We start from the raw sequence: 13,304 nt of genomic DNA, 5'->3' as shown, positions 1-13,304 counted from the left end.
TCCTCCATTTTATGCATCACAGAACGCCGCTTTTCTTGTATTCCAGTAAGGGATGCCCGGCATCTAGAATTTCCTCAAAGCATCATGCGATTTTTGAGGAGGCATTATGGAATTCGGCGTATTCATCCTGGCGCAGCAGCGAGGTTACCACCAGTCGTCCAAGCAGGTCATCAACAATTCTATCGAGCAGACCGTGGTAGCTGAGCAAGCAGGATTCAATAGTGCTTGGTACGCGGAGCACCATTTCAATAACTACTCTCTGTCACCGTCGCCCTTGATGACTATCGCCCATGCGGCGGCCAAGACGCAACGTATCCGCCTGGGAACGGCGGTGTGTATCCTGCCTTTGTATCACCCGGCTCGTTTCTTGGCCGAAGTAGGTTTTGTAGACACGGTGTCGAATGGCCGTTTGGATCTGGGCGTCGGCTCGGGTTACCAAGAGTTCGAGTTTGAGCGATTCGGCGTGAAAATTGCCGAATCCGGTGCAATTTTCAACGAATTCCTGGATCTGATCCCCAAAGGTTTGACGCAAAAGATTTTCGAGCATGATGGTGAGCACCTGAAGATCCCGCCCAGCTCCATCGCGGTGCGTTGTCTGCAGGATCCGATGCCTCCACTGTGGATCACGTCGGGGAATCCGGTCACGTTGGGCAGAGGCGTGCGCGAGGGACATAACCTTTTCGTGACTGCGCTGCTCAAAGGCAATGACGGGATTACGGAATTGCGCGGACGTTTGGAAGGCGTCGCTCAAGCCAATGGCAAGGATCTCGACCGCGATGTGAAATTCGGTTTCTTGCGTTGCGGCTACGCTTCGGACAATAAGGCGGAGATCGACGCCTATCTGGATTGCGCCCGTTTCCAACGACGTATCTCGGAGAGCCTGAAGTATCGCCGTGCGCAGAGTGACGATGGCTATATGGTGAAAGAGGTCCCATCAGAGACTGATCCGACCTTTGAGCAACTCCGCCAAAACCTGCCGGTAGGTTCGGTCAATGAGGTCATCGACAAGATGCTGGAGGAAATCAGCATCTTGCGGCCCAAGCATATTGCGCTGCAAACACAGCTGGGCGATTTCGACCAGAAAACCATGCTCAAGCAGATCGAGCTCTGGGGCGACAAGATCATCCCGGCGATCCGTAAAGAGATTGAGCAGCCGGCAACGGTAGCCTGAGGAGGCGAATCATGCGGATATACCTGAGTAACGCGGGATCGATCAGTCTGCGAGATCCTGCCGATTTCAAACGCTTGGACGTGCTTGTAGACCCACAGCCTCAAGAACGTTTGGAACAGGCGATTGCGAGGGTAGGGCGTCGGGAGGATGATCAACATATTCGTCTGTCGCCGTCCGTATTGCGATTCCTGTCGCAGCACGCAGGTGACCCCGAGTGGGAGGCCGGATTTTCGGCCATGGTGCGATACGCATCGACTCATGGCTGGGTAGACGAGCGTGGCGACATTCGTGCGCATATGGTTCTCAACGAGCGCGATGATGTTGTGTCGTTGGACGATTTCAAGGCGGCTATGCGGGCGTTGCCTGCAGGCATCAGTGCGGTGACGACGGGTGACGGTGAAGCGCCGGCTGGATTGATCGTTTCCAGCTTGACGTCAATTTCCGCTGACCCTCCCATGGTGGGATTCTTTTTACAGCAAACGTCTTCGGCCAGAAACAGCCTGCTCAACAGCGGACGCTTTGTGGCGAACATTCTGGGCGAAGATCATGGTGATGTCATCGAGGCCTTTCTGAGGCAACCTCAAGGGACGCCGCGATTTTCACAAGGCAGCTGGGTCGCGGGCGAGCAAGGGGGAATGGTGCTCACCGATGCCGTGGCCAGTATTGAGTGTGAGATCGTGTGCACCGAGGTGCTGGGCACGCACGATTTTATCGTCGGCAAGATTCGCAAGACCTCGTGCCGTCAGGCGCAGCCGGTCATCAATTTCAATGCGAGCACGCATCGTATTGCGCCAGCGTATCTGCAGTAGCCCATCGCTAAACAGGGAAAGGCCCGCCGTTTTATCGGTGGGCTTTTTTTCGTTGGCGAACTGCCCCCGGACGTCACCGACGGGGGGCGCTGTTATCACTCCAACACGATGTGATTTTCGGTAATGACTTTACCCCAATAATCACGGTCAGCCTGGAGTTGTGCGTTCAGTTTTTCGGGGCCTCCCGCTTTTTCTGTTTGACCGTTGCTCACAAGCATCTTTCGAAAACTGTCGGATTGGACCGCTTTGATGGCCGCCGCCGAATAATCCTGAATGAGATTGCCGGGTGTGCCTTTGGGGGCGTGCAGGGCGGTCCAGTAACTGGCCTGCAATTGGGGGTAGCCCAACTCGGTGACGCAGGGAACCTCCGGCAAGGCTGGATCGCGATGATTGGTCGTCAGGGCCAGGATCCTTACCGCGCCCGATTTTTGATGATCGGCCAGCGCGATAGGCGTCATATAGGAAAGATCATTGCGCCCGGCAATGAGATCGAGCAGGCTGGTAGGGGTGCTTTTATAGGGCACCGATGTCAGCGGTATCCCCAGTGCTTTAGACAATATCAGGCCATACAAATCTGTTACGCTGCCCGGTCCCAGAGACCCATAGGTCAGAGAGCGCTTGGCACCCTGGGCATAGGAGACGAGTTCCTTGAGCGAGTTGACGCTGATCTTCGAAGAGACGGTGATTGTCAGAGGGCCGTCAAACAGCATGGCGACGGATTCAAAGCTATCGAATCCGTATGGCAGTTGCGGGCGCAGAAGAATGTTCAAAGAGACCGGTCCCGATCCCCCCCATCAGCAGTGTGCTGCCGTCCGCGGGAGCACGCGCAGCGAAAGTCGCACCTATGATGCCGTTAGCGCCGGGCTTGTTTTCAACGATGAACGAGCGCCCGAGTTGCGCGCCCATGCTTTCGGCCAGCAAGCGGGCGAAGTTGTCGTTAGGGCCGCCTGCCGCATAAGGAACGATCAACGTTACTGGCTTCGGCGCTGCCCGCAGCGGGCGGGTAAACATCATCATTGTGCCGGCCGTGATCAGGCTGCGGCGCATGGGCTTGAACATTGTCTCTCTCCTTGGTCTCGCCGCTGCTCATTGACTGTGCCTGGGGCACGAGAGCCTGGTGGGCGAAACGGTTCGACGCTTGTGCGCCGATTTTGGGTTGTCTCAGGAGAGGATGATAAGTTTTATCAGGGCGGCCGATTACCCCGTTATTGCGCAAAACAGTTCTGCGAAAGTGTCCGGGTCTGCCGCCCTATATCGCGCATTATCGAAGCGCCATGGCTTGTCGAGGCGTACTGGTGTGATGTTAGATGGGAGTCAGCAATGGCTCTCCAGCATATAGGCGGCGCGCATTTTCTAGAAATTTATCGACAGTGAGCTGGATGGCTTCGGGCGACCAGCCGGCGACGTGGGGTGTCAACACCAAATTGGTCAGGTCGAATAGTGAGGGCGGGACATGGGGCTCGTCTTCGTAGACGTCCAGGGCGGCGCCTTTGATGATGTCGTGACGCAGCGCATGTTCCAGCGCAGCAGTGTCGACTACACTGCCGCGGGCAATGTTGACCAAATAACCGTCGCTGCCGAGTTGTTTGAGTATCTCTGCGTTAACGAGATGTTGAGTGCCGGGGCCGCCGGGGGTGGCCACAACGAGAATATCCGCCCATTCGGCCAGTGCATCAAGCGAGGGGAAATACGTGTGTGCACCATCCGCGCGCTGCCGGCGATTGTGGTAGCCGATTGCCATGTCGAAGGCTTGAGCCCGTTTGGCGATTTTTTCGCCAATGGCGCCCAGACCTAGAATGCCCAATTTTTTGCCCGATACATGAAGCGGCCATGGGATTTCCGTGCGCCAGAAACCTTTGCGAGTGAGTTGATCCAATTGAGGAACGTTGCGAATCATGGCCAGTATCAGCGCCATGGTGTGGTCCGCAACGCAGGTGTCATTGGTACCCGCTCCATTCGAGGTAGCAATGCCGCGCTGTTTGGCATGAGCCACGTCAATTTTTTCGTAGCCCACCCCCAATGCGTGCGCCAGTTTCAGTCTGGGCAAGGCATCGATCTGTGCAGCAGTGAGCCCGATCGAGCCTATGCTCAGTGCGACTTCGATGCGATCTGCTGCTGCCGCGATGGTTTCAGCGGCCAGCTCCGGCGTGGGGGCGTACAGAACCTCGAAGTGTTCGGCAATCTGTTCTCGGTGCGCTTCCGAGACGGGGTTGAAGATGATCAGAGCGGGCTTTGAGGATGGCATATTGGATCGTGATGGCAATGGAGTATCGGACTGACAGTCACCTGAAAGTAGCCGTCGGACCAAGGATCGTCAATATGCCAAGTGTAGTGGACACGGCGTATTAACGTGAGTATCCATTGCGTAGGGAGACCACGACTGCCGGCAAGCCCGGGCACTGCTTAATTATCAACGATCAAAACCATATAACTGGGCGGGATTACTGACCAGAATGCGTTCGCGTGTCGAGGCATCGGGAATCCACTCGCAAAAGCGGTCGATCAGATTGCCGTCGTCTGGCATGACTGCGGGGGCAAACAATGCCGGATGCGGCCAGTTGGTCCCAAATACCAGACGATCCGAACGCGTTTTTACCAAGGCTTGGACAATAGGCGCCATGTCCTCATAGTGAGGCGCAGCCCCGGATGAACGGCGATACCAGCTGGAAATTTTTGTCCAGCAATCTTCGCGCTCGCGCAGGATACGTAATAGGGTCTGAAAGCCAGGGTTCTCTACCCCTTGACTGCCTTGTACTGCGCCCATGTGGTCGAATACCAGTGGTACGGGTATGCGCAGGAGCTCATCTGCGAGGGGCACCAGTTCTTCGATATTGGCGACGTGCACTTGAATATGCCAGCCAAAGTCCCGTATGCGTTCGGCCATCGCTTGCAGCCCTTGTGTACCGCCATAGCCTTTGACATGTGTGGACAGCCGTACACCGCGCATGCCGCCGTCGTGCAACCGGCGCAGTTCATCACGTGAGACATCTGAGGCCAGGCCTGCAATTCCACGGGCACGATCCTGGCCCAATGCCGCAATCACGTCGAGTGTCAGCCTGTTGTCGGTGCCGTAGACACTGGCGCTGACCTGTACAGTGCGTTGAATACCGATCTGCTCACACATCTCGAGGTACTGCTGTAGTGTGGCCGAGACCGGTGTATAGGAGCGCTGCGCAATCAACGGATAGCGTGCCGGATCCTGATAAACATGGCAGTGGCAGTCCGTGGAGTTGGGCGGCAACTGGTGGCGTGGCCGCGATGCGCTACGCTGGGGAGGCAGACATACCGGAGCAGAAGACGTGTCGTAATTGTGCATGGAGTAGGTAAGGCGTGTATTTAATCCAGGGGCTTGATGCCGGCCTCGGTGATGACGTTATTCCATTTCTTGGTTTCGTCGTTCAGGATGCGGTCAAAATCAGCACCCGTGCCAATCAATACATCCGAACCCAGCTCGCGGAATTGGCGTTGCACGTCAGGCTGGTTTAACACGTCCTGCACGGCGGCATTGACTTTGGTGATGATCTCGTTGGAAGTCCCTGCGGGAAATAATAGGCCGGTCGTGGTGCTGGCCTCAAAACCAGGCAAGCCGGATTCGGCCAACGTAGGCAGTTCCGGCATGACGCTGGAACGCTGAGCCGTGGTGACGCCTAATGCGCGCAGCTTGCCAGCCTTGATCTGGCTCAAGGTCGAGGCCAGTTGATCAAAGGTCAGATCTACATGGCCGCCGAGCAGATCGGCCACTGCCAGGCTGCTGCCTTTGTAGGGAACATGCAGAAAGCGGGTGCCACTGAGCTTTTGGAACAGTTCGCCCGTCAGATGGGCGGCCGTGCCTACGCCTGCGGAAGCCAAGGTCAAGGTATCAGGCTGTGCTTTGGCGTACGTGATGAACTCGGCCAAGGTCTTTGCGGGGACTTTGGGGCTGATGACCAGCACGAGTGGTGCGCGCGCCAGAGGGGCGGCGGCAGAGAAATCCTTTGTGGGCTGTAGTTGCGCTTGCGGATGCAGGGCGCGAACGGGTGCTAATGCACCGGTCGACCCCAGCAGCAGGGTGTAACCATCCGGTTGCGCGCGGGCTACGTATTCCGAACCTACGATGCCTGCGGCACCAGCGCGATTCTCCACGATGACGGTTTGCCCCAGGCGTTGGCTCAACCCACCGGAAATGATGCGCGCGGTGGCGTCGATGTTACCGCCCGGCGGGAACGGCACGACTAGGCGTACTGGCTTTTCGGGGTATTGGGCATGGGCGGCAACGCCGACGCAACAGGCCAGCATGGCCAGGGTCTTGAGTAGTCTCTTCATTTTGGGGTCCAGTTGATGGCTGGCTGGATGGCTTATGGGGGCTAGTGTAGGGATGAGCGATGATCTGGAATAGCGATGTTATTTGACAGATTTGATAAAAAAATTTGATGAAGCGCGGCCGGTCGGACCGTTCGGGCTTGGAAAGAATTTGCGCTCAGGCACAGATCGGTGCTGGCGTCGAAAGCCGGGCGATGCCGATTTTTCGAGACGGCGACGGTTTGCGTGCCACACCCTTGGTGTTTGTCTCACACTGTGGGACGGTCTGCACACTGCAGGCGTGATGGTCTTGAGCTGTGCGGCATCTCTCTACAAAATGGACACGTGCCAATTTCGCGTGAAATCTCCATGTACATCAGCGAGCAGTTGTTAAACCCTGATGAGCGCCGTCTGCGCTTATCTACCCAGTTGGGCGTACAAAACGTGGTGCTCGACAATCGCGGCACCGAACTGGTCTCCGCTGCGGGAGGGGTGAATGCCTGGGATGCGGGCAGGTTGCGCCGCTATCGCGAATGGATCGAAGGCTTTGGTCTGAAGCTGGATGTCTTTGCGCTTGATGTCGGCAGCATTCTGCTGGATTCGTTGGTAGACCTGGATAGCGCTCGCCGGCAGCGCGATGTGCTGGCGCAGAATATTCAAAAGGCTGCGGATGCGGGCATTACCTGCTTGAAATATAACGTCCAGATGGTGGGGATCACGCGCACTGGCTTGAAGCCCGGACGGGGCGGGGCGCGTAACTCCGGCTTCGTGCTGGCGGAGTATTCGCCGGAAGATGACAGCAAGCACTCTTATTGGGGTGTGGGCTATCCCAGTAATCAAGAGGAGGGCGGTTCGGCCTCCGCCATGTTATGCGGCCAGAAAATGGCGCGCGAGGTGCCGCCCGTCAGTGCGCAGGCAGGGTGGGATGCGATCGAGTTTCTCGTGGAAGGCTTGGTGCCGGCCGCGGACGCTGCGGGAGTGCGGTTGGCCTGTCATCCGCATGATCCGGCATATCCGATAGGCGGCTTGAATGGTGTCGAGCACGTGGTCGGGTCGGCGGATGGGTTGCGGCGTTTCCTGTCACTGTCGTCCAGTCCTAATCACGGGCTTAATTTTTGCCAGGGGACCGTAGCGGAAATGTTTAAAGAGCCTGCGCAGCATATGAGTGCGGTCATTGAGGAGTTCGCGGCGACGGGGCGCATTTTCATGGTGCATTTCCGCAATATCCGCGGCGGCTATCTCGATTTTCAAGAGGTGTTTCCGGACGAAGGAGACGTGGATATGCTGCAGGCGATCAAGGCGTATCAACGGGGCGGCTATGCGGGGCCGCTATGCCCGGATCATGTGCCCGTGTCGGACATTGACGAGGGGCGTGAGCGCTTTATGGCTTTTGCCTTGGGATACACACGAGGACTCCTGCAGGCCGCAGGCGTGTGGTCGGTGCGATAGCAAACAGGGACGTGCATCATGGAAAAGCCGTTGAATTGGCGCAGCCAGCGCTGGTTGGCGCGAGAGGATTTTCGCAGCTTCAACCACCGCAGCCGATTTATGCAGATGGGCTACGAAGAGCAGGATTGGGCTGGCAAACCGATCATTGCGATATTGAATAGCTGGTCGGAATTCAATCCCTGCCATCAACATTTCCGGGATCGCGTCGAGGACGTCAAGCGCGGCATTTTGCAAGCGGGTGGTTTCCCTCTGGAAATGCCGACGATGTCGCTGAACGATGCGATCGTCAAACCCTCGGCATTGTTGTATCGCAACCTGATGGCGATGGAGGTCGAGGAAATGATCCGATGCCATCCGGTGGATGGCGTGGTGTTGATGGGAGGCTGCGACAAAACGACGCCAGCCATGTTACTGGGGGCGATCAGTGCGCAAGTCCCCGCGATTTTCTTGCCTGCAGGCCCAATGCTGCGCGGCAATTCGCGTGGCCAGACACTGGGTTCGGGTTCCGATGCGTTCATGTTCTGGGATGAGCGGCGAGCCGGGCGGATATCCGAATCTACGTGGGAAGGCATCGTGGGTGGCATTGCGCGCAGTCCCGGGACCTGCATGACGATGGGAACCGCCAGCACGATGACTGCCATTGCAGAGGCATTGGGCATGGCGTTAAACGGGGCCAGCAGCATGCCGGCGGTCGATGCGGGTCATCGGCGTATGGCGGCGCGCTGCGGCCGTCGTATTGTGGAGATGGTGGGCGAAGACCTGCACCCTGGGCGTATCCTGAGCCGGGATGCTTTCTTGAATGCCATTGTGGTGGCCATGGCGATGGGTTGTTCCACCAATGCCATCATCCACGTGATTGCGCTGGCGCGCCGTGCTGGACATACCGATATCGGGCTGGACGATTTCGATCGAATCAGCCGCGAGGTGCCCGTTCTGGCAAATATCCGGCCGAACGGGGACAGCCGTTATTTGATGGAAGATTTTCATTATGCCGGGGGACTGCCTGCATTGATGACACGCTTGTCACGGTATTTGAGGTTAGAGACGCTGACGGTGACTGGCCAGTGCCTGGGGGAAAATATCCGTCAGGCTCAGATCTATAACGACGAGGTGATTCGTCCCTGGGATCGTCCGATCTATGCGGAGGGTGCGTTGGCTGTGTTGCGCGGCAATCTCGCACCCGATGGTTGCGTGATCAAGCCCAGTGCGATGAGCGAGCAGTTTCTCAAGCACTGCGGACCTGCTGTGGTATTTGACGACTATCCCAGTCTCAAGCTGATGCTGGATGATCCACAAGCGGACATTACTGCCGATCACGTCATCGTGTTGCGCAATGCGGGCCCCAAAGGCGGGCCGGGCATGCCCGAGTGGGGCATGATTCCTTTGCCACTGAAGCTCGTACGCGAAGGCGTAAAGGATATGCTGCGTATCAGTGATGCGCGGATGAGCGGCACGAGTTATGGTGCCTGCGTGTTGCACGTGGCGCCAGAGGCCTATGTGGGCGGGCCGCTGGGGCTGGTGCGTACCGGCGATCTGATTTCGGTGGATGCGGCCGCGCGCAGTATTCACCTGGATGTGGACGAGAACACATTGATGCGCCGTCGGGCTGAATGGACATCGCCGCCTCCACGCTATGCGCGAGGTTATGGCCGCATGTTGCTGGATCACATTTTGCAGGCGGATCAGGGTTGCGACATGGATTTCTTGTTGACGCAGGCGGGGCCGGCCGTGGGCGAGCCAGATATTTTCTGATTGCTGCGTGTGGTCGCGGCATCGGCGAACTGGCCGCGCGCGAAACCATGATGCTGGCGACATTCGCAGTACGCGCCGTCAGTCATGTGCTGGCTCGTTGAATGACTTCGAAGCCGATATCACAGGGTTTGCCGCTCTTGCGGCCCTGAGTCAGGCGTTCCAGCAGTAAACGGCCAGCTTGTGTCCCTATTGCCGCCCGGTCAATACGCAGTGTGCTGAGGGCGGGGTGAGCTGCACGCGCAATAGGCAGATCGCCAAAACCCATCACGGCCAGATTTCCCGGCACGGTCCAGCCGCGTTGTTGACAGGCAAACAGCACGCCGGCTGCGAGCAGGTCGTTGTTGCAGAAGACCGCAGTAATCTCAGGGCGGCGTGCTATCAGACGGTGCAGGCTGTCGGCGGCAGCGTCTACCTGCACTGGGGGAGCAATCAACTCTGCCTCGACCTTGCGGCGCGTTGCCGACGCAAAACCTGCCAGGCGTTCGCGAGCCCTGGGCTCGTCAGCACCGATAAACGCCAACGTACGGTGCCCGCGTTGCAGTAAATGGTCCGCTGCGGCAGCCCCTGCGTCTCTGTTTGAAAAACCGACAAGCATGTCGATCGCGCTGTTTCCATCCTCGGCAGGCAAGTCCCAGGTCTGTACGACGGGAATACCGGCGCGGCGTAGTTTGGTGCGCATCGCCGTGGAGTGGTTTGTGCCTGTGAGGACGAGGCCATCGACGCGACGCCCCAGAAAGGCGTCGATCAGGGCGGCTTCTGTATCCAGGCAGTAGCCGCTTTGGCCTAATAACAGCTGGTACCCGTCCTGGGTCAGTCTTTGTGCCAGCGCCTCGATGGTTTCAGAGAAAACCAGATTAGAGATGGTCGGCACGATAGCCGCAACGATGCGTGAACGATTGGACGCGAGGCTGCCGGCAGTCAGATTAGGGACATACCCCAATTTATCGACCGCTGCCTTGACTGCTGCCAAGGTATCGGGGGCCACCAGGTCTGGCGTGTTGATGGCTCGAGATACGGTTACCAGTGAGACGCCAGCAGCATGGGCGACGTCACTCATGCGGGCTTTGGCAGAGGGTTGGCGCGGCATGGTGGGTGAAATTTCCAAATTATGGGACTGTTGACGGTCAGGAGCAGAAATCGGGATTGCGAAATTTCCGCCAATCGTCAAAATGAAAGCGCTTTCAAATTCTACATAAAACTACGGCGATCAGCCGAAAAAAGGAGACCACAATGAATCGCAGAACCCTGTTGGTTGCGCTCGGCCTGGTAGCCAGCGTGGCGAGCATTCCTGCCACGGCATTTGGGCAGAATGATGACTATCCGTCCCGTCCAGTCACGATCATTGTGCCGTTTCCTGCTGGCGGCACCAGCGATCTGATGGGACGTTTGATGGCAGATGTGCTGGGACGGCAGCTAGGAAAACCATTCGTGGTAGAGAACAAGGGTGGCGCGGGCGGCGCCATCGGTACCGATCAGGCGGCACGCGCCAAGCCTGATGGCTATACCTTGTTGCTATCCGGCATTGGCAGCAATGCCATTATTCATGGCTTCAGCCCCACGCCGCCCTACGATTCCGCAACCGACTTTGTTCATATTTCTCAGTTGGCGGCAGGTCCCAATGTGCTGGTGGTCAATCCGTCGTTTCCAGCCAAGACGTTTGGCGAGTTTGTTGCATGGGTCAAGGCGAATCCTGGCAAATTCAATTTTGGCCAGGTCAACGCCTCGTCGGGGCATGTGACGACCGAGTACCTGAAACAGGTTGCCGGCCTGGACATGGTAGGGATTCCGTACAAAGGCGGCGCGCCCGCGTTGAATGATGTGCTGGCCAATCAGATCAACGGGATGTTCACCAATCAGGACGTGGTGTTGCCTCATGTCCAGGCAGGCAAGCTGCGCGCTCTGGCGGTGACCAGCGAGCAACGTAACCCGCTTTATCCCGATGTGCCGACGGTTGCCGAATCCGGGTATCCCGGCTTCAGCGCGGTGTCGTGGACGGGTTTGTCTGCCCCCAAGGGGACACCGCCTGCCATCGTGAAGAAACTGGAAACCGCCATGATCAAAGGATTCGCGGATCCGGCGGTACGTCAAAAACTGGAGGTGGCCGGGTTTGTCGTGGTCACCTCGAAATCCGAGGATTTCACTCGTTTTGTCGACAGCGAGATTGCTCGTTGGGGGCAGGTGGTACAGAAAGCAGGCATCAAGTTGAATTGAGTGGACGCTCGTTAATCCGATATTGGAACACCCATCATGAAAGCTGTTGAATCGAATATTGTTTCTTACGCCAAGGCCGATGCGAATGTGCGCACCGCTGCCGAAAGTGGTGATCGCATTGACTGGATCAAGGTATCGTTAATCTATCTGCCATTGGATACGCCTGTCAGTGACGCAAAGGTCCTGACTGGCCGTCAAAAGCCTTTGACGGAAATCGCCTTTATTTTTGCGGAGATTCGCACGCGTGATGGGTACGAGGGGATCGGGTTCGGTTATTCGAAACGCGCGGGTGGTCCCGGGATGTACGCACATGCCAAGGAGATCGCCCCGAATTTGCTCGGCGAGGATCCCAGCGATATTTCGCGTCTGTTTACCAAGCTGCTCTGGGCTGGCGCTTCCATGGGACGCAGCGGCTTGACGACTCAGGCGATTGCGCCGTTCGATATCGCGTTGTGGGATCTCAAGGCCAAACGTGCGGGACTGCCGTTGGCCAAGTTGTTGGGGGCTCATCGTGATTCGGTGCAGTGCTACAACACGTCGGGGGGCTATCTGCATACACCGCTGGATCAGGTGCTGAAGAATGTGCAGATTTCCCGGGAAAGCGGTATCGGCGGGATCAAGTTGAAAGTCGGTCAGCCTGATCTGTCCATTGATATTCATCGCGTGGGCGAGGTTAGAAAACTGTTGGGTAATGATTTCCCGCTGATGGTGGATGCCAATCAGCAATGGGATCGCCAAAAGGCGACGCGGGCGTGCCGTGCGTTGGAGCAGTTCGATTTGACCTGGATCGAAGAGCCTCTGGACGCGTATGACTTTGAGGGCCATGCTTTGCTGGCAGATCGTTTCGATACGGCAATCGCGACGGGAGAGATGCTGACCAGCGCCGGTGAGCATGCTCAATTGATCATGGCGGAGGGCAGTGATTTCATTCAACCCGATGCGCCGCGTGTGGGTGGCATTACGCCATTCCTGGAAATCATGGCGCTGGGTGCGTTCAAAGGGCGCAAGCTCGCGCCGCATTTTGCGATGGAAATCCATCTGCATCTGGCCGCGGCGTATCCGATTGAGCCGTGGCTGGAACATTTCGAATGGCTGGGTCCGATGTTCAACGAGCAGATGCAGCTGAAAGATGGCCGCATGTATGTGTCGGACCGGCCGGGATTGGGATTTTCGTTGAGTGAGCAGGCTTTGCGGTGGCGTGCGGATTCGGAGGAGTTCGGGAAACGGCCTTAAGGCGATTCGTTGGGAGATGGTGCTCTTTGCGGATTTCGTCAGAGGTTTAGGCGTGGCTGAGGTTGATGTGCTTATTGGACGTCGAGCCGAGGCAATCGGGCCGTGGGGGCTTCACAAAGCCGGTCCGGCCCGCCGGGGCCGGACACCGTGTTCGCTCGTCTCGTCCGCGCCTTCGCGCTACCTTCGACTTCCGCTCCACTCGGCTTTGAGGCGCCCCCACGGCCCGATTGCCTCGGCTCGACTCGCAGTAACTCAAGCTCATCACATCGTTGGCACGAGTCTCTTGCTTGGCGTTTTTCTGTAGCACCGTTGGCAAAGAAGAAGATCTTGCAGGGCTGCTATTCGCGCGTGCCCTGCACACGCGCGAATAGCGATCGGTCCGGGCATGCGATGGGGAGGCA

At 57.6% G+C, this 13,304-nt stretch carries 12 protein-coding genes; 6 read left to right on the top strand and 6 right to left on the bottom strand.

Annotated features, from left to right (window positions below; genetic code table 11):
• The first annotated feature begins 106 nt into the window (after positions 1-106).
• The gene (locus tag ACYVI2_RS25195) at positions 107-1,171 is read left to right on the top strand and encodes an LLM class flavin-dependent oxidoreductase (RefSeq protein ID WP_415817708.1); all 1,065 of its coding nucleotides are present in this window, start codon (positions 107-109) and stop codon (positions 1,169-1,171) included.
• 11 nt (positions 1,172-1,182) lie between these two features.
• Entirely contained in the window at positions 1,183-1,980 is a 798-nt protein-coding gene (locus ACYVI2_RS25190; protein WP_415817710.1) for a flavin reductase family protein, read from the top strand.
• A 95-nt stretch (positions 1,981-2,075) separates the two neighbouring features.
• On the opposite strand, the gene ACYVI2_RS25185 is transcribed toward ACYVI2_RS25190, so the two are convergent.
• The 5 genes from ACYVI2_RS25185 to ACYVI2_RS25165 all read right to left on the bottom strand — a co-directional run bounded on the left by ACYVI2_RS25185 (position 2,076) and on the right by ACYVI2_RS25165 (position 6,282).
• A complete protein-coding gene (locus ACYVI2_RS25185; RefSeq protein WP_415817712.1) occupies positions 2,076-2,750 on the bottom strand; it encodes a tripartite tricarboxylate transporter substrate binding protein in 675 nt (224 codons plus the stop codon).
• Positions 2,707-3,039: a Bug family tripartite tricarboxylate transporter substrate binding protein gene (locus tag ACYVI2_RS25180; protein ID WP_415817714.1), complete on the bottom strand. Its 333-nt coding sequence runs from the start codon at positions 3,037-3,039 to the stop codon at positions 2,707-2,709. Before ACYVI2_RS25180 ends, ACYVI2_RS25185 begins: the two co-directional genes overlap by 44 nt.
• Before the next feature lie 244 nt (positions 3,040-3,283).
• Positions 3,284-4,225, bottom strand: a complete 942-nt coding sequence (locus tag ACYVI2_RS25175; RefSeq protein WP_415817716.1) for a 2-hydroxyacid dehydrogenase — start codon at positions 4,223-4,225, stop codon at positions 3,284-3,286.
• A 165-nt stretch (positions 4,226-4,390) separates the two neighbouring features.
• Complete coding sequence (locus ACYVI2_RS25170; protein ID WP_415817718.1) at positions 4,391-5,296, bottom strand: amidohydrolase family protein; 906 nt, start codon at positions 5,294-5,296, stop codon at positions 4,391-4,393.
• Between the two features lie 20 nt (positions 5,297-5,316).
• The gene (locus ACYVI2_RS25165; protein ID WP_415817720.1) at positions 5,317-6,282 is read right to left on the bottom strand and encodes a Bug family tripartite tricarboxylate transporter substrate binding protein; all 966 of its coding nucleotides are present in this window, start codon (positions 6,280-6,282) and stop codon (positions 5,317-5,319) included.
• Between the two features lie 345 nt (positions 6,283-6,627).
• Between ACYVI2_RS25165 and ACYVI2_RS25160 the strand changes: the two genes are divergently transcribed.
• Both ACYVI2_RS25160 and araD read left to right on the top strand, forming a co-directional pair.
• Positions 6,628-7,707: a mannonate dehydratase gene (locus ACYVI2_RS25160; RefSeq protein WP_415817722.1), complete on the top strand. Its 1,080-nt coding sequence runs from the start codon at positions 6,628-6,630 to the stop codon at positions 7,705-7,707.
• Between the two features lie 18 nt (positions 7,708-7,725).
• A complete protein-coding gene (gene araD, locus ACYVI2_RS25155) occupies positions 7,726-9,459 on the top strand; it encodes an L-arabinonate dehydratase (protein WP_415817724.1) in 1,734 nt (577 codons plus the stop codon).
• A gap of 82 nt (positions 9,460-9,541) precedes the next feature.
• On the opposite strand, the gene ACYVI2_RS25150 is transcribed toward araD, so the two are convergent.
• Positions 9,542-10,546, bottom strand: a complete 1,005-nt coding sequence (locus ACYVI2_RS25150; protein ID WP_415817726.1) for a LacI family DNA-binding transcriptional regulator — start codon at positions 10,544-10,546, stop codon at positions 9,542-9,544.
• A gap of 143 nt (positions 10,547-10,689) precedes the next feature.
• On the opposite strand from ACYVI2_RS25150, the gene ACYVI2_RS25145 reads away from it, so the two are divergent.
• The gene (locus ACYVI2_RS25145) at positions 10,690-11,670 is read left to right on the top strand and encodes a Bug family tripartite tricarboxylate transporter substrate binding protein (RefSeq protein WP_415817728.1); all 981 of its coding nucleotides are present in this window, start codon (positions 10,690-10,692) and stop codon (positions 11,668-11,670) included.
• Between the two features lie 36 nt (positions 11,671-11,706).
• A complete protein-coding gene (locus ACYVI2_RS25140; RefSeq protein WP_415817730.1) occupies positions 11,707-12,903 on the top strand; it encodes an L-talarate/galactarate dehydratase in 1,197 nt (398 codons plus the stop codon).
• Positions 12,904-13,304 lie beyond the last annotated feature (401 nt).

It is taken from the genome of Bordetella tumbae, assembly GCF_054780995.1.
The sequence above is the reverse complement of the archived record's forward strand: the minus strand, read 5'-3'. Positions and strand labels throughout refer to the sequence as shown.